The following is a 20,648-nucleotide window of genomic DNA, read 5'->3' as shown; positions in this document are numbered from 1 at the left end:
TCCCCGCCAGGTACGGAAATGGCACTCGCCGCTTTTACCGACGACGAAGACGACGGCCTGATGGCCGACATCAACATGACGCCGCTCGTCGACGTGATGCTGGTGCTGCTGATCGTCTTCATGGTGACGATCCCCACGCTACGCCACGCGGTGAACATCGAACTGCCGCACGCCAGCAGCCGCCAGGAAGACACGAAGGCGGCGCAGATCGAGGTATCGATCGAGGCCGACGGCACCGTGTTATGGAACGGCCAGCCGGTCGGACCCGCTGCGCTGCGCGAGAAGATCGCCGCTGCCGCACGCGGGAATCCGCTGCCGGAACTGCATCTCAGTGCGGATCGCAAGGCCGCCTACGAATCCGTGGCACAGGTGATGTCCGCCGCTTATGCGGGTGGCCTGACCAGAATCGGCTTCGTTACCGAGCCGAAACGCTAGACCGCTGCGCGGTGCAACGTCTTTCGAGGTTTGCGCTCGCGCCTGAACTGGCGCTCGGGCTTCCAGCGGTTTCTTCGCTTACCTTATGATTCGCGGCCTGGTGGATGCGAGTTCGGCATTGCATTTCTCGACGGCCGGCATGCGTTGAACACGACACGCTTCGACGTATCGCGCGATAACGTGGCAACACCGGAGACAGTCTCAAGACTGCCAGTGCTCCTGGTTTAGCGCCTCGCGCATTCGTGATCGAACGACCGAAGCCGACTGCGGATTCAACCGGTCGCCGCGCTTCGCGAAAACCCCACCTGGACAGGTATGTCGCCACTCTACTATGCTCACAAGATCGATGTGTGCGAACCCGGTTCTACGCCGCCGAATTTCTTTCGAATCTTTTGCTTGCCTGCGATGCGTGAAGACACGTCCGTTTCGCGTAGGGAATGTACGAAGAAGGAATACGCGCTCTTGCGCCTGCGCATCGCGACCGTTCGCCTCATGCGCGCGGATTCCGCAGTAGAAAGAGCGATCGCAACCGACTGGGTCAATGCCTGGGCGAGCGCGATCGGCAATCGCCACTTCCATGAATTCGTCAAGAGACACGCCGGATACCGGCTGAGACGCTGAGCCACGCGCCAGCCATGCCGGCGCGCGTAAAACACCATGAATCTGGCAACGGACCGATATAAACCGTATATACTGTTTATATCGTTTTCAACCAGGAGCCCAATATGGCCACAGTCACTGCACGCAAATCTACAAAGAAGACGTTTCATTTCCCTAAGTCGACCGATGCGGCAAAGGAACAACCCGAAGCGGCCGCACCCGCGAAAACCGTCCGCGCCAGCAAGACCAAGGCCGAGAAATCCAAGGCAAGCAACGCTGCCGCACCGACTCGTTCCGCAGCCGCAGCGCCTGCTCAGGACGCCGGCGGAAAGAGCAAAGTCAGGCATGCGAAGAAAGACAAGGTCGTTCGCGACAGCTTCACGATGCCCAAGGCCGACTATGAGCGAATCGCCCTGCTCAAGCGGAAATGCCTCGATGCCGGCGTCGCGGTCAAGAAGAGTGAACTGCTGCGCGCGGGATTGCAATTGCTCGAGTCGGCTTCATCGAAACGGCTGCTTGCCGCAATTTCGGCACTTGATGCCGTCAAGACGGGACGGCCGGCACAGAGCGAGTAACAACGCATCCATTGCGGTTAACGTGGGTGTCGATTGAAGCAGTTGATGCGGCGCGCGGTGCTCTGTACAAGATAAAACCCGCGCGTTCGTGCCGAACCTGCTCGGCTGTTACGTGACTTATGCATCCGCTCAGTCGCATCCGCAGTACTGCGGAAAGATGGCGAGGAACTCACTCCCGCCGAGATACGGCCATGTACGTCATGCGTATTTGCCGCTGCTGGAAGCGCCCTGCTCCCGGCACATCGACGGCCCCGGCTAGCGATACGCCGGGGCGCGTTGGCAACCGTATACGGTTTTAAGAGCTAGTTTCGCGATTGTGCCTGCGAGCAAGGTACTGCGCGCGATCTTGATCTTGCAGAGCCGGCAACCGTGCACACGGTTGCATATAAGAGTGAAGCGCTCTATCACGGCACTGACTTGCCGGCACAGTTCCGCCCGATGATGAAGGCGTGAGCGAAGCCTATCTGCACACTGACTGACGGCACCACAAAACGCCGGCTTTGCTGGATTGAATCAGCATTATCCCCTCTGTTCACACGCACCACGGCGTGCACTTCAGAGGAAGCACTTGTTAACGTTTCGTTGTCCGTTGGAAGTAGAAATCATCCTTCGCTCATTCCCTACCCCTGTGGTCGGTTGCCAGATTGGTAGCCCAAACAATTGCAGAGGAATTCGGAATGTCGGATCAACAGGATTCGGACGGCGTGCGCATCGCGCTCAGTTCGCCACAGTTGGCCGCGATACTGGCTCGCCAGTCGATCAGTCAGTCGGAAATGTCGTTCAACCGGATCTGGGGCGGTCTTCAGATCGTCGGTGGCGTGCTGGAAATGGTCGGAGCCGGGACGCTCTGCGTGCTGCCGGAACCGACCATGGCGAGCAAGGCAGGATGTATCGCGTTCGGCGTGCATGGTTCGGATACGGCAGCGGCTGGCTTGCGGCAGGTCTGGACAGGCCAGGATACGGCTACGTTGACATCGCGGGGCACGGCAAAGCTGGCCGAAGCGGTGAAAGTCAGTCCCGACATGGCGAACAATATCGGGTTATCGATTGATATCGCTGTGTCGGCAGGTGTAGCCGGATCGATCAAGGCCGTGCGTGCGTCCGAGATCACGATGGGCCGGATCAGATTGATGAAGCACGAAGCAAAGCCGGGTAGCCGGATTGGCGGACATACATTCGAGAAGCACGTAGGGCGCACTGAGGCACAGTTGCGGGAGAGATTGGTGCGTGAACCCAGGCGACAGGTCGTTTCGCCGTTTACTGATTTGCAAACGGCAGAGTGGGCTATTTCCAGGATCATGCAAGCCAACGCGGCCCGTATCACGACTTGGGCGAGAACTCATACTGGTTCTGTTCGACTGGAATTAACTGGCGATGCGGGCAAGAAGGTAGGGTATGGGGTTATTCGTAGGACCGGGGAGATGGTAAGTTTGAGCAAGGTTCAAATGTTTTTGATACGAAAGGAATATAACGGCATGCCATACTACATCCTTACCGCTTACCTGACGCCCTGAGCTTACTGTGAAAACCGAATCGGCCTACCCAAATCTGGATTTTTTGATTCATAGCTATTTCAATGAAGATTTTGACTTATGGGGCGACAACGTACCGGAAATTGTCTCGTGCTTCAAAAAAGAGAGCGACAAAGCCCTTCATAAATTAGTTATGGAAGAGATTGATCGTTTTAAATCAGACCATTCCGGCAATCTGAATGAAAATTTTGATGCAATATATGGTCTCTATGTCGATCCCGAACCATGGGGTTACACGACTGCGTCATTCCTTGACGAACTGAAGCGCCTACTGAGCGAGTAATCTAATTTTTGCCCGTGCGAAGGGTGGTTCGATGCCACATTCCCCCCGAACACGCGACGATATCCGCGGAAAAGCTGGATTCGCTCCCCAGAAAGACTTGATTCAGCGGTACCAGGAAGCGGCTCTCGAATTCCAGTCGTTCACGGCCGGCCTCGCCGACATCAGCGTCAGCGAGGCCGGGGCTCATTCCGAACGAATCGAACTGCTCGAAGTCAGGTGGCCTGAACGTCTTGTCGAAGTGGTAAGGAAAACCCATCCTCATCCGCTCGTACGGAATCGGCCCTATCTTGTGATGCAGGTTGAGCTCTTCAGGCCATACCCCGCGACGTCAGCTTCCCACGCCAAGCGCCTGCGGAACGTCGGCATGCCGATGCACCAGCTTTCCCGCGCCATCCACCCGACGGAACACATCAGTGACACGAATCCGCCTCTCTATCGGATGCCCCCTCCCCGACAACCGGACGGCCGCAATCTGATAGCCCGTCCAGAACGCCAACTCGTCGTCCACCGACTGCTGCAGAACCTCGAAGCGGCTCTTGCCGCCGGCCTCGAATACGGCTACGTCGCTGATGTAGCGTGCGCCAATCTCGGCCACGCCGAACACGCTGTCACCGCGCAGGATGTGAAGACTCGCGTCGCCGACCTTGGGCATGAGTCGGTCGAGCGGTGCGGGATCGCCGCTGACATGGGCTTCCACAGCCCTGATCCGAAACGCGAAGAATGAACCGAAATCGGAATGGCTCATCGCTGGTCTCCTTGTCAATGTCGAGCTTCGATCATAGCGATGAGGCCTGTCAGATTCTGTCAGCAGGGCGCGGTCGCCATGTCAGCCCGGGCGATGCGCCACGCCGCGAGCAGCGATTGCTTGCGGCGCGGGTATGCGCGCGACCTCGCTTGCGCATACCGTCACGAACAAGGTTGAAGCGGCCTACACCTACTGGAACAGCGCCGCCCGATGATGGAAGCGTGGGCGGCGCATGTTAAGTTGCAATCGTAGCAATACGGCCTGAACTCACAACGTGAGCAGCATATTGGTATGTTTTAGCATTATTTTCTCACCACGATGCAAATCACTATCGAAAAACTTTTAATGCAATACATTACTTGATCTTGTGACTACCTCTCTCCGCCAACTTCAATCTTCTTCCTGTTCAACTCAAAACTGCCATTGCAAATAGAAACATCCCCATCGCAAAAAGGAAACCGGTCCAGACACTAAAATATTGCCCAGCGAAGAGAGGCGCGGCAAAACAGTGACTAAGAATAATGAGAACCATATAGAAAGCCACGTGATTACAGGCGTGAGGAAAATTGGTAACGCGTAGACACCACACACTGACAAGGTTGGTTGACATCGACGGCATCGAACTCGTGTAGTCCACAGCACGTCATCGATCACCATACGGGCCTGCGTATTGAATCTCCCCGAACACCCCGCCGACACTAACACTTTGCTGCACGCCCTCGTTTGGGCCATGCATGAAAATCAAGGCGGGCGCAGTAGCGATTGCCTGTCAACGCCGATTGAATTCTGACCCGACCGACGTGCGGCATGATCCTCGCCGATCTCGGCGCCGAAGTGATCAAGATCGAGCCGCCCGACGGCGACAGGACGCGCAAGCTGCCGGGCCTCGGGATCGGCTTTTTCCGCTCGTTCAATCGAAGCAAGAAAAGCGTCGTCATCGATCTCGGCACGCCGGAAGGCCGCGAAACCGCAGCCGATCTGGCCGGGACCTGCGACGTGATGATCGAAAACTTCCGTCCCGGTCTGATGCACAGGATGGGGCTCGACTACGACACGCTGTCGGCGTGCAATTCGCGGCTGATCTATGTGTCGCACAAGGGCTTTTTGCCGGGGCCGTACGAGAAGCGCCTCGCGCTCGACGAAGTCGTGCAGATGATGGGCGGTCTCTCCTACATGACCGGTCCCGCCGGCCGGCCGCTGCGTGCGGGTACGTCGGTGAACGACATCATGGGCGGCATGTTTGGCGCGATCGGCGTACTGGCGGCGCTGCGCGAACGCGAATCGACGGGGCGCGGCCAGGAAGTGCAGAGCGCGCTGTTCGAGAACTGCGTGTTTCTGTCGTCGCAGCACATGCAGCAGTTCGCGATGACCGGCGAGCCGCCGCCGCCAATGCCGTCGCGCGTGTCGGCGTGGAGCGTCTACGACGTGTTCACGCTGGCGCACGGTGAGCAGCTGTTCATCGGCGCGGTCAGCGACAAGCAGTTCGTCACGCTGTGCGACGTGCTGCAATGCCCGCAACTCGCGCAGGAACCGCGCTTCGCCGACAACGCATTGCGCGTGGCCGTGCGTCCCGAACTGCTCGCCTGTCTCGGCGCGATCCTGAAGGATCACCGCGTCGACGAGCTTGCGCCGAAGCTTGAAGCGGCCGGCATTCCGTACGCGCCGATCGTGCGTCCCGACCAGTTGATGGACGATCCGCATCTGAAGGCGAGCGGCGGTCTCGTGCCGATGCAAACCGACGATGGCGGCACCACCGACGTCGTGCTGCTGCCGATCACGCTAGGTGGCCGCCGGCCGGGCGTGCGTCAGGCGCTCGCGCGAGTCGGCGAACACACGCAGGAGATTCTGTCGCGGCTGAAGGCGCGCGCGAGCGCATAAGCGCATGAGCGCATCCGTGATGCATTCGTCAGACATGCCATCGCTTATAACATCAGGAGACACCATGCAGCAGACCGTTCCCGCGGGCGCCATCCCGCACGTTCCGCCGGCCGTTCGCGTCGGCGTTCAGCCCGGCGCGGAAATCTCGGCGCGCATGGATCGCCTGCCGGTCACGCGGCATCTGTGGATGCTCGTACTACTGATCTCGCTCGGCGGCTTCTTCGAGATCTACGATCTGATCTTCATCGGCTACATCGCGCCCGGCATGGCGAAAAGCGGCGTGCTCGCGACCACCACGCACACACTGTTCGGCTGGAACGGCATCGCGGGCTTCATCGCCGCGACCTTCTCCGGACTCTTCGTCGGCACGTTCTGCTTCGGCTGGCTGCCGGACCGCTTCGGCCGGCGCAGCGTGTTTACCGTCTCGCTACTCTGGTATTCGATCGGCTCGGCGATCATGGCCTTCCAGACCTCGCCCGAAGCGATGCTGTTCTGGCGCTTCGTGACCGGTATCGGCGTCGGCGTCGAGATCATCACGATCGACAGTTACGTGACCGAACTCGTGCCGCAACATATGCGGGGCCGCGCGATGGCGTTCAACCAGATGGTGATGTTCACCGCCGCGCCGATTGCCGCGATCCTGTCGTACTGGCTCGTACCGACCACCCTGTCCGGCATCGACGGCTGGCGGATCGTCGTGCTGGCAGGATCGGCGGGCGCGCTCGTCGTGTGGTTCATCCGGCGCACGGTGCCGGAAAGTCCGCGCTGGCTTGCATCGCATGGACAGCCGCAACGCGCCGAAAAGATTGTCGCGCGGATCGAGACGATCGTGACGCAGCAGTCGCGCAAACCGTTGCCGCCGCCGCTGCCCGTCGTCGAGCAGCCCGGGCATCGCCACGCGTCGTTCGCCGAACTGCTGCAGCCGCCGTATCGATCGCGTTTTCTGATGCTCGTCGTGTTCAACCTCTGTCAGGCGATCGGCTATTACGGCTTCGCGAACTGGGTGCCGACGCTGCTGATCGGTCAGGGCATCACGGTCACGAAGAGTCTGCTCTATTCGTTCATCATTGCGTTCGCGTTGCCGCTCGGGCCGCTGCTGTCGATGCTCTACGCCGATCGCATCCAGCGAAAGTGGCTGATCGTCGGCGGCGCGCTGGTCGTGATCGCGTGCGGGATCGCGTTCGCGCAGACGCGCGAGGTGCCGTTGCTGATCGCGCTGGGCGTGTTGATCAGCTTCGCAGGACAGACGATCTCGGTGTGCTACCACGCCTACCAGGCCGAGCTGTTTCCGACGGCGATCCGCTGCCGCGCAAACGGGCTCGTCTACTCGGCGAGTCGCATCGGTGCCATGTTCTCGGGCTTCTTTATCGCGGCGCTGCTGCGCGATTTTGGCGTGGTGGGCGTATTCGCAGGCATCACGGGTTGCATGCTGGTGGTCGCGCTGTCGATTGGACTATTCGGTCCGCGCACCAATGGCATGCGTCTGGAAGAACTGAATCATTGACCGGATCGCAGAGCATAGGCCGTTCGCTGTTCTCGAGATCCGTGGGCCGTTGCCTGGAACCGCAAATGCTGCAACGTCCGGGTCCGGGATACGACGGACATACGCTTAGGATGGCGAATATCTCAAACTCGGCCATAGCCGATGTTCGGCGACAGGAATGGTGCGTCGGCTGCAGATTGGTTTGCTGCCATTCGCAAACCAGCGTCGGCGAATGGCACTTCTCACTGTCAATGAATGGGTCTTCGCGCCCCTAAGCCGCCGTTCGAGCCGCCAGAGCTTCAACGGCAGTTATCGGCATGATCCGGCCGTCCAGGCCGGTCCCTCACGAGCAACCGTTCCGCTTTTGTGGACGTTTGTCGATTGACGGCAAGGCGATCGCTCAACACTCCAGGCTTATTGCTCAAACCCTGCGTGACGCAGCGCTTCCTCAGCTGCCTCGTGGTCTTGAACCGATGTTCCGCCAGAAACACCGATGCCCCCCACCAGACGCCCTTCGTGGAAGATCGGTACGCCACCGCCGACCGGCGTCAGGCGCGGATGGTGCGCCAGCGGGGCAACGGTGGGCTCGGCCATGTACTGATTCCATTGGTGCGTGGCCATACCGAACGACGCGGCCGTCCATGCCTTGTCGATAGCAACGTCGACGGTAAGGAACGGGGCGGTATCCGCGCGCTCGAAAGCGCGCAGGTGACCTCCGGCATCGGTCACGGCGATTGTCGCGGCAAACCCGCGCGCGGCGCAGGCGCGTCGCGCTTCTGCCAGTAATGCCTGCGCAGCTTCCAGGCTGATCGTTGTCGTGCTGATGATTTGCGATGTCATGTTTATGCTCGTTGTCAGAAGGGTTCAGCGATTGGCGACGACGACCTTGCCGATCATGTTGCCCGCCTCGACCAGCGCATGCGCCTCGATCAGACCTGCAGCGTTGATGCCGTCAATGCGTCGGGTCAGCGTGTGCTTGAGGCGGCCCAGATCGACCAGCTCCGCCGCGCGGCGCAGCAAGGCGTGTTGCCGTGCGAGGGTGTCGGTGGTGAACATCGCGCGGGTGAACATCAGCTCCCAGTGAATCGAGATGGATTTCCCCTTGAACGGCCCGATGTCCAGACCCGCCGGGTCGTCGATGAGTGCAAACTGGCCTTCCGGGCGCAGCACGGCGGCAATTTGCGGTACATAGGTGGCGCTGTTGTTCAGCCCGGCGACGTGGCTAACGTGCTCGATGCCGAGGGCGGCCAATTGGGGTGCCCAGTCCTGATGATGATCGAGGACGTAATGTGCGCCATGGGCCAGCACCCACTCGCGGGTTTCGGGCCGCGAGGCCGTGCCGATGACGGTCATGCCGGTCAACTCGCGCGCCAGTTGGGTCAGAATCGAGCCGACGCCGCCCGCCGCTCCAATGACGAGCAGCACGTTGTTGTCGGTCGGGTCCGCGGTCTGAACACGCAGACGGTCGAACAGCAGCTCCCACGCAGTGATGGTCGTCAGCGGCAACGACGCGGACGCGGCGAAGTCCAGTGAGGTCGGCATGGGTCCGACGATGCGTTCGTCTACGGCGTGCAGTTCGCTGTTGCTGCCGGGCCGCTTGATGTCACCCGCGTACCAGACACGGTCGCCTGCCTTGAAGCGGGTGACCAGCGGACCGGTCGCGCGGACGATTCCCGCCGCGTCCCAGCCGGCGATGCGCGCACCGCCTTCCGGAATATCTCCGCCGCGCCGGATTTTGGTATCGACCGGGTTGACCGATACCGCCTTCACTTCGACCAGCAGATCGTAGTCGCGCAGTTCCGGCGTCGGTAGCTCGATATCCTGCAGCGCCTGCGGGTGGCTGATGGGATGGTTCTGATAGAAGCCGATGGCTTTCATAAACGTGGTCTCCAAGGATGATTGAGACCATGTTATCTTTCGCCGATATACAGATAAATACCCGCCGAGCCCAAACAATTTCGGCATTTCAATGAAAATGATTCGACTCGATGACGTTCAGATCTTCGTGCACACGGTGGATTACGGCAGCTTCTCTGAGGCGGCACGCCAGCTGAATATCGCGCCCGCCCATGCGAGTGCGTCAGTTCAGCGGCTCGAAAAGGCATTGGACACGCGCCTGTTCACGCGGTCCACGCGCAGCATGCAACTCTCGGAGGCCGGGGAGCGTTACCTGCCGCATGCGCGCGTCATGATTGGCGCGCTGGAGCAAGGCCAGCAGGCTCTCGCCAACGGCCGGGGGGCGCTGTCCGGGCCGCTGCGGCTGTCCGCGCCGTCTGACTTTGGTCGAAACCTGCTGTTACCGTGGCTGGATGAATTTCAGCACCGGCACCCTGGTATATCGCTGCACGTGAAAATAAGCGACCGTGCGGCCGACCTGATCCGCCAGCCGCTGGACGCAGTCGTGCGCTACGGAGCGCTGCCGGATTCGTCTCTTCTGGCCATGAAACTGGTCGACGACAATCGACGCGCATTGTGTGCCGCGCCGTCATACCTCGAACGGCATGGCGCACCGGCCAAAATTGAGGATCTGCGGCGACACAACTGCCTTCGGTACGTCTGGAGCGAGCAGATACATGAACGCTGGCGCTTTACCCCGCCTGGCGGCGAGCGCACCGTGGCCGTCACAGGCAATCGCATCAGCGACGATGCCGATGCAGTCCGTCGCTGGGCGGTAGCTGGGGAAGGTCTTGTCTACAAGTCGCGGCTAGACCTCATCGACGATCTGAAGGCAGGTCGACTGGTGCAGCTATTTCCCCCTGAGTATTGCGAGCCGGCGCCCCTACACCTGATTTGTGCACACCGTGCGCAACTGTCGCCGGCGATTGACGCGTTGCATGCTTTCTTGCGGGAGCGCTGCGCTGCATTGCTTGCCAGCCATCCATCGGGGAGCACTCGGGCTGTACTCGCGATTTAGACGGCCGCCTTCAGGACGCAACGGACGTCTGGATGTCCGAACCTCGGTGCCCGCGAAGGTCGTCTGCTGGCCGATTGTGCCCAGTCTGTTACGAAGTCACGAAGCGGCTACCCATACGCTCCGGATCGATGATCTATTTGCGTCGGCAAAGATGCATGTCTCCTCTCTGGTATGCACACCGCGCCTTGTTAGCGTCTTGTGAGCGATCGCCTTGTCGGCAAGTACCTCCGGATACTCACCATATTCCTCGGCCCAATCCTGAAACGTGGAGCGAAAACCGTGGACCGTGATGTCGGTATAACCCATACCATCAAGCAACTCCACCATCGCCATATTCGATAGCGGAGCGCCCTTTTTTTGTCGCCCGGAAAAAGATAGCCGTATTTTGCTGTCTGCATCGCCTTCTTCACGAGCTCGCAGGCGGTATCGCGCAATGGCACACAGTGAGGAAGTCCCATCGCATTGCTATCAGGCAAGGAGACGGCCCACTGCGCTCGCGCCTGACTCGATCCATGATTGAGCCGCTTCGCCAGTGAAAGCCGTTGTCGATGAGGACAGGCAAGCCCAGACCATCTATGGGTAAAAATGAAGGCCAGAAAACAAAAACCCCGTAAGTCCTAAAACTTACGGGGTTTCGCCGCCATTTCTGGCGGAGACGGAGGGATTCGAACCCTCGATCCAGGTTTTGGCCCAGATGCTCCCTTAGCAGGGGAGTGCCTTCGACCTCTCGGCCACGTCTCCCAAACTTTCTGTCGCACAGGGAGTCAGTGCGACGAAGCCAAGATAATAGCGGGCCGTGCCGATAAGGTCAATGTCTGGAGAACATTTTTTGTGCCAGCAGCGAGATGAGCGACATAATCTGTTCACATCGGCGGCACAAAACAAACGGGGCGCTTCCGCGCCCCGCTATTTCCGCAATTTACGCCTGATCCAGTTCGAACGCCTTATGCAGCGCGCGCACCGCGAGCTCCATATACTTTTCGTCGATCAGCACCGAAATCTTGATTTCGGACGTCGAGATCATCTGGATGTTGATGCCCTCTTCCGACAGCGTGCGGAACATCTTGCTCGCGATGCCGACGTGCGAGCGCATCCCCACGCCGACCACCGACACCTTCGACACCTTCGGGTCGCCCAGCACCTGCTCGGCCTGCACATGCGCCTTCACCTGGTTGCTGAGAATGTCGATCGCGCGCTGGTAGTCGCCGCGGCCGACCGTGAACGTGAACGCCGTCTTGCCGTCGACGCTCTGGTTCTGGATGATCATGTCGACGTCGATATTCGCGTCCGCCACCGGGCCGAGAATCTGATACGCGATGCCCGGCTTGTCCGGCACCCCCATCACGGCGATACGAGCTTCGTCGCGCTGGAACGCGATGCCCGAGATGACTGCTTTTTCCATGGTCTCGTCTTCTTCAAAAGTAATCAGGGTGCCCGACTTCATTTCGTCGCCGAGCGGCATCAGCGGATCGGTCAGGCTCGACAGCACGCGCGTCTTCACCTGATATTTGCCGGCGAATTCCACCGAGCGGATCTGCAGCACCTTCGAACCCAGGCTGGCCATTTCCAGCATTTCTTCGAACGTCACGCGATCGAGCCGGCGCGCTTCTTCGACCACGCGCGGGTCGGTCGTGTACACGCCGTCGACGTCGGTATAAATCAGGCACTCGTCGGCCTTCAGCGCGGCCGCCACCGCGACCGCCGAGGTGTCCGAGCCGCCGCGGCCGAGCGTCGTGATATTGCCTTCGGGATCGATACCCTGGAAGCCGGTGATCACCACCACCTTGCCCGCTTCGAGGTCGCGCAGCACGCGCTCGCCGTCGATTTCGCTGATGCGCGCCTTCGTGAACGCGCTATCGGTCTTGACCGGCACCTGCCAGCCTGCATAGCTGACCGCGTCGACGCCGGCTTCCTGCAGCGCGATCGCGAGCAGACCCGAGCTGACCTGCTCGCCCGTGGCGGCGATCATGTCGAGTTCGCGCGGGCTCGCCTGAGTCGTGATTTCTTTCGCGAGGCCGAGCAAGCGGTTGGTTTCGCCGGACATTGCCGACGGCACGACGACCATCTTGTGGCCGGCCTTGTGCCATTTCGCGACGCGCCTGGCGACGTTCTTGATGCGCTCGACCGAGCCCATCGAGGTGCCGCCGTATTTATGTACGATGAGTGCCATTGTCGTTCTGAACTGGAAGAGAAACCGCGCTGGCGCGCTGGAGACGACCGCACAGAAAGCACAGGGGCGACGTCTCGTGAACGGCGGCAAGTGTATGGCGGCGTAGATGCAGCGCGCGTGCAGCACGCGCGGATTTGCCCGGGAATGAGATCGCTAATGGCGGGTCGGAACTGGACGGCAACGACGGATCACGCTCGCAAACCGGTGACAGCGACAAAAGCGACGGTGAAATCGGGTCGGGCAAACAAGCTAAAGTACCTGATTAGGCGCAAAAAGACAAGCGACGAGGACCGTTCAAATGCGTCGAATCGGGCTTGCAGGAGCCTGTTTTGCGTGGATTTACGCCCTATTTCACCACTTCGTCTTTTGCGTGCGTGAATCGCAGCCCCCTCGCGAACCCAACGTGCACCCATCGCGCGATCGTCCAACCGCTCAGGCAATCAGCAGGTCTTCGCGCCAGATGATCCGCACGCGCGCCTCGTCCGCAGACACAGCTTCGCCCAAGATCGCGCGATTCACGCCGATGTGCGGCACGAACAGCAGTTCATCGCCGACGTAAAGCAGCGGCACGTCGCGCTTCCATGCGGGAATACCGCGCTCCTGGAACAGGTTCTTCAGCGTTCGGCTGGGTGCCGCGGGCGAACCCATGCGCATACGCTCTCCGCCGCAGCGCGCCCGCGCGCTGAGCGAAGCGCGCTGAAGCACGGCGATGGAAACGATGTCCGCGGATTCGACGTGCTTATTCGAGGCTGAGTTGTTCGAAGCGTTGGCGTTGGCGGTGACGTCATCGGCGGTGGCATCCAGCAAGGCGAACACGAAGGTGCCGCGCCACTGCGGCAAATACCAGACTTCCTGCCCCTGCCACACGAGTTCGCTGACCTCGCGCTCGACGAGCGCGGTTTCGTCGGCGGGCTCGCTGCTGTCGCCCGCTTCCCAGTAGACGACCCCGCGATAGCTGCGCAACGCATGCCCCGCATGATCGACACGCAGACGATGCCCGTCCTCGCCCGCACCGGCTTCGCGCAACTGACGCAGCGCATCGACAAGCCGCGCGCTCGATGCCGCGACGAAACCGAGCGCGCGCATCCAGTAGCGCAACAAGTTCAGCGCGCGCTCGTCGTCGAGTGCGAGCAGCGCGTGCTGTGCAAGCGCGCGTCCCTCGTCGCGCGAAGCCGTTTCCATGTCGATGCGCGCGAGCGTATCGAGCAGACGCTGCGCCGAAGCCGCGTGCGCGGCCGTGCGGGCCAGCGCGTCACGAAAGCCGGGAAAGTGGACCGCGAGCGCCGGCGTCACTTCATGGCGCAACGCATTGCGCGCATAACGCGTGTCGGCATTCGATTCGTCGTCGATCCAGCGCAGCCCGCGCGCGCTTGCGTAGCGCTCGATCTGCGCGCGCAGCAGATGCAGCAACGGCCGCACGCGCGTCGCCACGGCGTTCGACGGCAGAAACTCCGGCGCCATCGCCGCCAGTCCCGCCAGCCCCGCACCGCGCAGCAACTGCAGCAACACGGTCTCGGCCTGGTCATCGGCATGCTGCGCGAGCCATAGCGTGCGAATGCCACGCGCCGCGCACATCGCATCGAGCGCGCGATAACGCGTATCGCGCGCGGCGGCTTCGATGCTCACGCCCCGCGTGCGCGATACCTCGACACGCTGTGCTTCGAATTCGACACCGCGTTCGTGCGCAAACGTCTCGCAGTGCGCAAGCCATGCATCGGCGCGAGGGCTCAATCCGTGATGCACATGCAATGCGACCACCCGCGACGCACCCGCGACGCGCACTGCCGCATCGAGCAGCACGCTCGAATCGACGCCGCCGCTGAATGCGACGGCGATGCGCGCGCGGCCATGGGATACGTCCGCTGCATGGGACACCTCACGCCCATCAAGCGCGGACAGCGCCGCGCCGAGCGCCTCGATCACGAGGCGCTCGGCGGATGAGTCGGCGGTAGTGGTCACGTCGTGAGCGCGGGAAGCGCCGGTGGACGAAAAAGGTTGACGAAAGAAGCAGGCCAACGCGCGCGGGCTTAGGCGCCCGGCGTCGTTTCCTTGAATTTGCCGTACGCCATCAGCCGTTCGAAACGGCGTTCGCGCAGGTCGTGGGTGCTCATGCCCTGGAACTGGCGCAGCGAATCGGCAAGCGCACGGCGCAGCATCGCGGCCATGCCCTTCGGATCGCGATGCGCGCCGCCGAGCGGCTCGTTGACGATCTTGTCGATCAGCCCCAGCGCCTTCAGGCGATGCGCGGTCAGGCCCAGCGCTTCGGCCGCTTCCGGCGCCTTGGCGGCACTCTTCCACAGGATCGACGCACAGCCTTCCGGCGAAATCACCGAGTAGGTCGAGAACTGCAGCATCAGCACGCTGTCGGCCACCGCGATCGCGAGCGCGCCGCCCGAGCCGCCTTCGCCGATGATCGTCGCGATCAGCGGCGTCTTCAGTTCGGCCATCACGTACAGATTGCGGCCGATCGCTTCGGACTGGCCGCGCTCTTCCGCGCCGATGCCGGGATACGCGCCCGGCGTGTCGATGAACGTAAAGATCGGCAGGCCGAATTTCTCGGCGAGGCGCATCAGGCGCTCGGCCTTGCGATAGCCTTCCGGACGCGGCATGCCGAAGTTGCGCAGCGCGCGCTCCTTGGTGTCGCGGCCCTTCTGATGACCAATCACCATGCAGGCGTGGCCGTTGAAACGCGCAAGGCCGCCGACGATCGAGAGGTCGTCCGCGAAGCTGCGGTCGCCATGCAGTTCATGGAAGTCGGTGAACAGCTCGCTCACGTAGTCGAACGTGTACGGGCGCTGCGGATGACGGGCGATTTGCGAAACCTGCCACGGTGTGAGGTTCGCGTACAGATCTTTGGTGAGCTGCTGGCTCTTCTTGGACAGCCGCTCGATCTCTTCCGAAATATCGACGGCCGAGTCGTCCTGCACGAAGCGCAATTCTTCGATCTTCGCTTCGAGTTCAGCGATCGGCTGTTCGAAATCCAGAAACGTGGTCTTCATTGGTTGTAATCCTTGGACTTGCCGGGCAGCGCGTATTCTAACCGCGCGCGCCGATGTCAAAGCCTTTTCGCAACTATCGATATCGCCTGTGCGATAGTCTTTGAAACGCGGCCTCGTTTCCTGTTTTCTCAGTAGTCGACCGGCAACGGATCGAGACTACGCCACATATACCAGGTCGCGACAGTGCGCCACGGCTCCCAGTTCGCGGCAACCTCGCGCGCCTCGCTGCGCGTGACCGGTTCGCCGCTGAAATAGTTGACGCTAATCGCGCGGATCAGGCCGAGGTCGTCGAGCGGCAGCACGTCGGGACGCGACAGGTTGAAGATCAGGAACATCTCCGCGGTCCAGCGGCCGATGCCGCGAATCTGCGTGAGTTCGGCGATCACCGCTTCGTCGTCCATCGAGGTCCATTTGCCGACGTGCAACGCGCCCGACACGAAATGCTGCGCGAGATCGAGCACGTACTCGGCCTTGCGCTTGGACAGACCGCACGCGGTCAGCTTTTCGGGACCGAGCTTGAGGAACTGCTGCGGCACGAGCTTCGGACACGCGGCTTCGACTCTCGCCCACACGGCCTGCGCGGCCGCAACCGAAATCTGCTGGCCGACCACCGAGCGCGCGAGCGTGACGAACGGATCGCCGCGGCTCAACAGATGCACGGGGCCGAACTTCGGAATCAGCTTCTTGAGAATGCGATCGCGCTTGACGAGGTCCGCGCATGCCTTGTCCCAATACGCAGGGCGCGTGACTTCGGGCGCGAGACCGCCGATCTGCACCGGCACCGCGACTTCGCTCGCGAGCGCGCCGGCGCCGGCCGCTTCGCCGTTGGCACTGGCTGCGCTCGCCGCGGCCGCCGACGCGCGTGTCTTGCGCACGACTTCGCCCGCGCCCGTGTCGCGCGCGAGTTCCTGCGCGCCACCGGCGAGGTCGGCGGCGAGTTTGGCCGGCAACGCGCCATTGCCCTTCGTGCGGGCGGTCTCGCGTGCAGTCTTCGCGCGCTTCGCGGCGGGCGCCTGCGCGGCGTCGCCCGCCCGCCCCACATCGGTCGCGCCATTGAGCGCGCGTTTCGCCGCGCTCTTCTTCGCCGCGCCGCTCGCGGCAGCGCTGCCGCTTTTCGCCGCCGCTGCGCCCGCTTTCGACGACGCTTTCTCTACCGCGCCGCTACCCGCGCGAGCCGGCGTGCGCGCCGGCTTGGCGGCGGCAGCCGACGCTGCCGCACTGGTTTGAGACGCAGACCGTTTAGCCGGCGCCTTCGTGGCCGTTGCCATCCTGCCTCCTGCCTGGCGAGTCGATCAGAGGGAAGTACGAGGTGCGCTCACACGCGCCGCCACTCGGTCAACCCGCCGGGTTTGTCTTCAAGGGCAACACCGGCCTCGAGCAACTCGGCCCGGATCCGGTCTGCTGCCGCATAGTCCTTTGCCTGCTTGGCCGCTACGCGCGCGGCGATCTTCGCTTCGATCGCGGCGGGTTCGAGCGCGCCGTCGGCTGCAGCACCCGCTGCCTGCTGCAGGTATGCACGCGGCTCGCGCCCGAGCAGCCCGAGCACCGCGCCCAGCGCTCGCAATTGGCGGGCCAGCGCGGGCTCGCGCGTGCGATTCACTTCCGTTGCCAGTTCGAACAGCACCGATACCGCCACCGGCGTGTTGAAGTCGTCGTTCATGGCCGCCTGGAAACGCTGCGCATGCGCTTCGCTCCAGTCGAGCGCCGCCGCATCCGGCGCGACGTCTTTCAACGCGGTGTACAAACGCGCGAGTGCGTTGCGTGCGTCGTCGATATGCACGTCGCTGTAATTCAGCGGCGAGCGGTAATGCGCACGCGCGATGAAGAAGCGCACCACCTCCGCATCGTACTGCGCGAGCACCTCGCGAATCGTAAAAAAATTGTTCAACGACTTCGACATCTTCTCATTGTCGATCTGCACGTAGCCGTTGTGCATCCAGTAATTGACGAACCTTTGTCCGGTCGCGCCCTCGCTTTGCGCGATCTCGTTTTCATGGTGCGGAAACTGCAGGTCCTGGCCGCCGCCGTGAATATCGAACTGTGCGCCGAGCAGCGTGCAGCCCATCGCCGAACATTCGATATGCCAGCCCGGACGGCCGCGCCCGTACTTCGAATCCCAGCCGGTGTCGGCGGGTTCTTCCGGCTTCGCCTGCTTCCACAGCACGAAGTCGAGCGGGTCTTCCTTCGCGTCGTTGGCCGCAACGCGTTCGCCCGCGCGCAGGTCTTCGAGCGACTTGCCCGAAAGCTTGCCGTAGCCCGCGAATTTGCGCACCGCATAGTTGACGTCGCCGTCGCTCGCCTGGTAGGCGTAGCCGTTCGCCTCAAGCCTCTCGATCATGCCGAGCATCTGCGGAATGAAGTCGGTCGCGCGCGGTTCGATGTCGGGACGCGCGATGCCGAGCGCGTCCGCGTCTTCGTGCAGCGCGGCAATGAAGCGATCGGTCAGCGACTTGATGGTCTCGCCGTTCTCGACGGCGCGGCGGATGATCTTGTCGTCGATGTCGGTGATATTGCGCACGTAAGTCACGTCGTAGCCGAGCGTGCGCAACCAGCGCTGCACGATGTCGAACACGACCATGACCCGCGCATGACCGACGTGACAATAGTCGTACACGGTCATCCCGCAGACGTACATCCGCACGACGCCCGGCTGCAGCGGCACGAAAGTTTGCTTGTCACGCGCGAGCGTGTTGTAGATGCGCAGAGATTCCATAGAGAGCGGTGCGTGGGCCGAAAGAAGTCCGCATTGTGCTTCTGCGCGCCGCGACCCGTGAACGAACAGGACAACGGGTGCGTCGCATACAGCTAAAACCGGCGCACCTCGTGCGGCGGTCAGGCTGCAGACGAGACTGCGAACCAGGCGGAGACGGCCACGAGTGGCGAAAAGACAGTCGGCGGTTCGACGGAACGCGCAGACCTTTTGTTAGAATGGCTCGGAGTATAACATCCAGACCTGAGCCTATGAAACACTCCAGCGGCCGCGCGCGCAGCGCTGCGACCCTCGCCGCGTCTACGTTTGGCGGCGTTGTCGGCGGTGCGACTTTCGAAGCGGCGCGCACTCTCGCGTTGCGTGTCACGGTGGCTGCGGCGCTCGCCGTCGTGCCGCTCGCAAGCGCCTATGCGCAGAAGGCCGCGGTCATGCCGCAAGGCCCTGCCGTGCGCGACAACACGCCGGAAATCGACACCTCGATCGAGCAGAAAAACTGGCAAGCCGCGCTGACCCAGCTCGATGCGCGCATCGCCTCGAATCCGCACGACGCGCAGGCCAGGTTCAAACGCGGCACGGTGCTTGCGCATCTCGGCCGCGACGACGAAGCGATCACCGCGTTCATCGAACTCACGCAGCTCTACCCCGAGCTTCCCGAGCCGTACAACAACCTCGCCACGCTGTACGCGAAACACGGCCGCCTGAGCGAGGCGCGCGCCGCGCTCGAAACGGCCGTCCAGGTCAATCCGAACTACGGCCTCGCCTACGAGAACCTCGGCGACGTCTATCTGCGCATGGCCAATGAAGCGTATCGCCGCGCGCAGGGCCTCGGCAAGGCGAGCGCGACGACCACGCAGCGTCTCGCCGACATCCAGAAGATCATCACGCCGCCCGCCGCGCGCAAGTCGGCGCAGCCGGCCGCCGCCACGCTGCCTGACGACTACACCGCGCGCGCCACCTCGAACATGACGCAAACGCCGAGCTTCCAGTTCGGCGGCGCGAACGGCTCGCTCGCCATGCCGCCGTACATGGCGCCGTCGCACTGACACCGGCTAACACCGGCTCGCTGCCGGCAGCCCGTTTTCTCCAACCTCGAGGATCTTCATGAAATGGTTGATGTTGGCGCTCGGCAGCGCCGCCCTGATCGCCAACGCCCCTGTCTTCGCGCAGTCCGGGTCGCCGGCCGGCGCGCAAGCCGCGCATCCGTCCGTTCTGCTCAAGACGTCGGAAGGCGACATCCGCGTCGAGCTGTATCCCGAGAAAGCGCCGAAAACGGTCGCGAATTTTCTCGACTACGTGAAGGCCGGGCAGTACAGCGGCACGATCTTTCATCGCGTGATTCCGGGCTTCATGATTCAGGGCGGCGGCTATACGCAGAGCTTCGCCGAGAAGCCGACGCGCGCGCCGATTCCGCTCGAAAGCCGTAACGGCCTGAAGAACACCACGGGCACGATCGCGATGGCGCGCACGAGCGATCCGAATTCGGCCACGGCGCAGTTCTTCATCAACACGGTGGACAACGCCAATCTCGACTACCCGAATCCGGACGGCAACGGCTACGCGGTGTTCGGCAAGGTCACGAGCGGCATGGACGTCGTGAAGCGCATCGAAGCCACGCCCACCACCACGCGCGGCCCGATGAGCAACGTGCCGCAAAAGCCGGTCGTGATCCAGTCGGCTACCGTCGTGAGCAAGTAATCCACACGCCCCGGCACGGCCTCGCGTCAATGCCTGACGACATGCCGCGCCTTTTTTCCAACCCGTTCATCAAAGGATTCCATCATGGTTGAACTGCATACGAACCACGGCGTCATCAAACTCGAACTCGACGCTGAAAAAGCGCCCAAGTCAGTCGAGAACTTCCTCAACTACGTGAAGGCCGGCCACTACGACAACACGGTGTTCCACCGCGTGATCGACGGCTTCATGATCCAGGGCGGCGGCTTCGAACCCGGCATGAAGCAAAAGCCGACGGCCGAGCCGATCAACAACGAAGCGAACAACGGCCTGAAGAACGTCAGCGGCTCGATCGCGATGGCACGCACGAACGACCCGCATTCGGCGACCGCGCAATTCTTCATCAACGTGAACGACAACGACTTCCTGAACCACTCGTCGCCGACGCCGCAAGGCTGGGGCTACGCGGTGTTCGGCAAGGTCGTCGACGGCATGGACGTGGTCGAGAAGATCAAGAAGGTCAAGACCGGTTCGAAGGGCTTCCACCAGGACGTGCCGGTCGACGACGTGGTGATCGAGAAGGCCGTGGTGGTCGGCTGAAACGCCGCCGACATCACACTCAGGCATCGACTCGTTTGAACTGAAATCAG

At 62.0% G+C, this 20,648-nt stretch carries 19 protein-coding genes, 1 tRNA gene and 1 pseudogene; 11 read left to right on the top strand and 10 right to left on the bottom strand.

Annotation, left to right across the window (positions count from 1 at the left end):
• Nucleotides 1-18: 18 nt before the first annotated feature.
• The 5 genes from F3J19_RS20340 to F3J19_RS20320 all read left to right on the top strand — a co-directional run bounded on the left by F3J19_RS20340 (nucleotide 19) and on the right by F3J19_RS20320 (nucleotide 3,425).
• Nucleotides 19-435: a biopolymer transporter ExbD gene (locus F3J19_RS20340; protein ID WP_167045063.1), complete on the top strand. Its 417-nt coding sequence runs from the start codon at nucleotides 19-21 to the stop codon at nucleotides 433-435.
• A gap of 315 nt (nucleotides 436-750) precedes the next feature.
• Complete coding sequence (locus tag F3J19_RS20335) at nucleotides 751-1,056, top strand: hypothetical protein (protein ID WP_167045060.1); 306 nt, start codon at nucleotides 751-753, stop codon at nucleotides 1,054-1,056.
• Nucleotides 1,057-1,160: 104 nt separating this feature from the next.
• A complete protein-coding gene (locus tag F3J19_RS20330; RefSeq protein ID WP_167045057.1) occupies nucleotides 1,161-1,610 on the top strand; it encodes a hypothetical protein in 450 nt (149 codons plus the stop codon).
• A gap of 677 nt (nucleotides 1,611-2,287) precedes the next feature.
• Nucleotides 2,288-3,124, top strand: a complete 837-nt coding sequence (locus F3J19_RS20325; protein ID WP_167045054.1) for an RNase A-like domain-containing protein — start codon at nucleotides 2,288-2,290, stop codon at nucleotides 3,122-3,124.
• Nucleotides 3,125-3,131: 7 nt separating this feature from the next.
• Nucleotides 3,132-3,425 (top strand): contact-dependent growth inhibition system immunity protein, encoded by a 294-nt coding sequence (locus F3J19_RS20320; protein WP_167045051.1) that lies wholly within the window; start codon nucleotides 3,132-3,134, stop codon nucleotides 3,423-3,425.
• A 1-nt stretch (nucleotide 3,426) separates the two neighbouring features.
• Here the strand turns inward: F3J19_RS20320 and F3J19_RS20315 are convergent, their stop codons facing one another.
• Both F3J19_RS20315 and F3J19_RS20310 read right to left on the bottom strand, forming a co-directional pair.
• Entirely contained in the window at nucleotides 3,427-3,681 is a 255-nt protein-coding gene (locus tag F3J19_RS20315) for a hypothetical protein (RefSeq protein ID WP_167045048.1), read from the bottom strand.
• 72 nt (nucleotides 3,682-3,753) lie between these two features.
• Nucleotides 3,754-4,170, bottom strand: coding sequence for a nuclear transport factor 2 family protein (locus F3J19_RS20310; RefSeq protein ID WP_167045045.1), 417 nt, complete (start codon nucleotides 4,168-4,170; stop codon nucleotides 3,754-3,756).
• Nucleotides 4,171-4,965: 795 nt separating this feature from the next.
• Here F3J19_RS20310 and F3J19_RS20305 point away from each other — a divergent pair.
• Together F3J19_RS20305 and F3J19_RS20300 are read left to right on the top strand one after the other, a co-directional pair.
• A pseudogene (locus F3J19_RS20305) lies at nucleotides 4,966-6,048 on the top strand (CaiB/BaiF CoA-transferase family protein); the annotation flags it as partial.
• 64 nt (nucleotides 6,049-6,112) lie between these two features.
• Complete coding sequence (locus F3J19_RS20300) at nucleotides 6,113-7,552, top strand: MFS transporter (RefSeq protein WP_167045039.1); 1,440 nt, start codon at nucleotides 6,113-6,115, stop codon at nucleotides 7,550-7,552.
• A gap of 393 nt (nucleotides 7,553-7,945) precedes the next feature.
• Here F3J19_RS20300 and F3J19_RS20295 read toward each other — a convergent pair whose 3' ends face one another.
• Nucleotides 7,946-8,371: a heme-binding protein gene (locus F3J19_RS20295; protein ID WP_167045036.1), complete on the bottom strand. Its 426-nt coding sequence runs from the start codon at nucleotides 8,369-8,371 to the stop codon at nucleotides 7,946-7,948.
• Between the two features lie 24 nt (nucleotides 8,372-8,395).
• Nucleotides 8,396-9,409 (bottom strand): zinc-binding alcohol dehydrogenase family protein, encoded by a 1,014-nt coding sequence (locus F3J19_RS20290; RefSeq protein ID WP_167045033.1) that lies wholly within the window; start codon nucleotides 9,407-9,409, stop codon nucleotides 8,396-8,398.
• 97 nt (nucleotides 9,410-9,506) lie between these two features.
• Between F3J19_RS20290 and F3J19_RS20285 the strand changes: the two genes are divergently transcribed.
• Nucleotides 9,507-10,445, top strand: a complete 939-nt coding sequence (locus F3J19_RS20285; RefSeq protein WP_167045368.1) for a LysR family transcriptional regulator — start codon at nucleotides 9,507-9,509, stop codon at nucleotides 10,443-10,445.
• A 647-nt stretch (nucleotides 10,446-11,092) separates the two neighbouring features.
• Here F3J19_RS20285 and F3J19_RS20280 read toward each other — a convergent pair.
• The 6 genes from F3J19_RS20280 to cysS all read right to left on the bottom strand — a co-directional run bounded on the left by F3J19_RS20280 (nucleotide 11,093) and on the right by cysS (nucleotide 18,327).
• A tRNA-Ser gene (locus F3J19_RS20280) sits at nucleotides 11,093-11,186 on the bottom strand.
• A 178-nt stretch (nucleotides 11,187-11,364) separates the two neighbouring features.
• Nucleotides 11,365-12,615 carry an aspartate kinase gene (locus tag F3J19_RS20275; protein WP_167045030.1) on the bottom strand — a complete coding sequence of 417 codons (1,251 nt, stop codon included), beginning with the start codon at nucleotides 12,613-12,615 and terminating at the stop codon, nucleotides 11,365-11,367.
• 432 nt (nucleotides 12,616-13,047) lie between these two features.
• The gene (gene tilS / locus F3J19_RS20270) at nucleotides 13,048-14,574 is read right to left on the bottom strand and encodes a tRNA lysidine(34) synthetase TilS (protein ID WP_167045027.1); all 1,527 of its coding nucleotides are present in this window, start codon (nucleotides 14,572-14,574) and stop codon (nucleotides 13,048-13,050) included.
• Nucleotides 14,575-14,642: 68 nt separating this feature from the next.
• Complete coding sequence (locus tag F3J19_RS20265) at nucleotides 14,643-15,614, bottom strand: acetyl-CoA carboxylase carboxyltransferase subunit alpha (protein ID WP_167045024.1); 972 nt, start codon at nucleotides 15,612-15,614, stop codon at nucleotides 14,643-14,645.
• A gap of 128 nt (nucleotides 15,615-15,742) precedes the next feature.
• Nucleotides 15,743-16,882, bottom strand: a complete 1,140-nt coding sequence (locus tag F3J19_RS20260; RefSeq protein ID WP_167045020.1) for a DNA-3-methyladenine glycosylase — start codon at nucleotides 16,880-16,882, stop codon at nucleotides 15,743-15,745.
• Nucleotides 16,883-16,929: 47 nt separating this feature from the next.
• Nucleotides 16,930-18,327 (bottom strand): cysteine--tRNA ligase, encoded by a 1,398-nt coding sequence (cysS, locus tag F3J19_RS20255; RefSeq protein WP_167045017.1) that lies wholly within the window; start codon nucleotides 18,325-18,327, stop codon nucleotides 16,930-16,932.
• A gap of 248 nt (nucleotides 18,328-18,575) precedes the next feature.
• Here cysS and F3J19_RS20250 point away from each other — a divergent pair, with 248 nt between their 5' ends.
• The 3 genes from F3J19_RS20250 to F3J19_RS20240 all read left to right on the top strand — a co-directional run bounded on the left by F3J19_RS20250 (nucleotide 18,576) and on the right by F3J19_RS20240 (nucleotide 20,598).
• Nucleotides 18,576-19,367 (top strand): tetratricopeptide repeat protein, encoded by a 792-nt coding sequence (locus F3J19_RS20250; RefSeq protein WP_167045014.1) that lies wholly within the window; start codon nucleotides 18,576-18,578, stop codon nucleotides 19,365-19,367.
• A gap of 58 nt (nucleotides 19,368-19,425) precedes the next feature.
• Nucleotides 19,426-20,019, top strand: a complete 594-nt coding sequence (locus tag F3J19_RS20245; protein ID WP_167045011.1) for a peptidylprolyl isomerase — start codon at nucleotides 19,426-19,428, stop codon at nucleotides 20,017-20,019.
• An 84-nt stretch (nucleotides 20,020-20,103) separates the two neighbouring features.
• Nucleotides 20,104-20,598, top strand: a complete 495-nt coding sequence (locus tag F3J19_RS20240; RefSeq protein ID WP_167045008.1) for a peptidylprolyl isomerase — start codon at nucleotides 20,104-20,106, stop codon at nucleotides 20,596-20,598.
• The last annotated feature ends 50 nt before the right edge of the window (nucleotides 20,599-20,648 follow it).

This window comes from Burkholderia sp. Ax-1724, assembly GCF_011752995.1.
Lineage (GTDB): Bacteria > Pseudomonadota > Gammaproteobacteria > Burkholderiales > Burkholderiaceae > Paraburkholderia.
The sequence above is the reverse complement of the archived record's forward strand: the minus strand, read 5'-3'. Positions and strand labels throughout refer to the sequence as shown.

Excerpts from the sequence above, each read along its gene's own strand:
- F3J19_RS20260 (WP_167045020.1), bottom strand. The coding sequence starts at position 16,882 with ATGGCAACGGCCACGAAGGCGCCGGCTAAACGGTCTGCGTCTCAAACC.
- F3J19_RS20285 (WP_167045368.1), top strand. The coding sequence starts at position 9,507 with ATGATTCGACTCGATGACGTTCAGATCTTCGTGCACACGGTGGATTAC.
- F3J19_RS20240 (WP_167045008.1), top strand. The coding sequence starts at position 20,104 with ATGGTTGAACTGCATACGAACCACGGCGTCATCAAACTCGAACTCGAC.
- F3J19_RS20335 (WP_167045060.1), top strand. The coding sequence starts at position 751 with ATGTCGCCACTCTACTATGCTCACAAGATCGATGTGTGCGAACCCGGT.
- F3J19_RS20295 (WP_167045036.1), bottom strand. The coding sequence starts at position 8,371 with ATGACATCGCAAATCATCAGCACGACAACGATCAGCCTGGAAGCTGCG.
- F3J19_RS20245 (WP_167045011.1), top strand. The coding sequence starts at position 19,426 with ATGAAATGGTTGATGTTGGCGCTCGGCAGCGCCGCCCTGATCGCCAAC.
- F3J19_RS20250 (WP_167045014.1), top strand. The coding sequence starts at position 18,576 with ATGAAACACTCCAGCGGCCGCGCGCGCAGCGCTGCGACCCTCGCCGCG.
- cysS (WP_167045017.1), bottom strand. The coding sequence starts at position 18,327 with ATGGAATCTCTGCGCATCTACAACACGCTCGCGCGTGACAAGCAAACT.
- F3J19_RS20265 (WP_167045024.1), bottom strand. The coding sequence starts at position 15,614 with ATGAAGACCACGTTTCTGGATTTCGAACAGCCGATCGCTGAACTCGAA.
- F3J19_RS20290 (WP_167045033.1), bottom strand. The coding sequence starts at position 9,409 with ATGAAAGCCATCGGCTTCTATCAGAACCATCCCATCAGCCACCCGCAG.
- F3J19_RS20325 (WP_167045054.1), top strand. The coding sequence starts at position 2,288 with ATGTCGGATCAACAGGATTCGGACGGCGTGCGCATCGCGCTCAGTTCG.
- F3J19_RS20310 (WP_167045045.1), bottom strand. The coding sequence starts at position 4,170 with ATGAGCCATTCCGATTTCGGTTCATTCTTCGCGTTTCGGATCAGGGCT.
- F3J19_RS20275 (WP_167045030.1), bottom strand. The coding sequence starts at position 12,615 with ATGGCACTCATCGTACATAAATACGGCGGCACCTCGATGGGCTCGGTC.
- F3J19_RS20300 (WP_167045039.1), top strand. The coding sequence starts at position 6,113 with ATGCAGCAGACCGTTCCCGCGGGCGCCATCCCGCACGTTCCGCCGGCC.
- F3J19_RS20315 (WP_167045048.1), bottom strand. The coding sequence starts at position 3,681 with ATGGGTTTTCCTTACCACTTCGACAAGACGTTCAGGCCACCTGACTTC.
- F3J19_RS20340 (WP_167045063.1), top strand. The coding sequence starts at position 19 with ATGGCACTCGCCGCTTTTACCGACGACGAAGACGACGGCCTGATGGCC.
- F3J19_RS20330 (WP_167045057.1), top strand. The coding sequence starts at position 1,161 with ATGGCCACAGTCACTGCACGCAAATCTACAAAGAAGACGTTTCATTTC.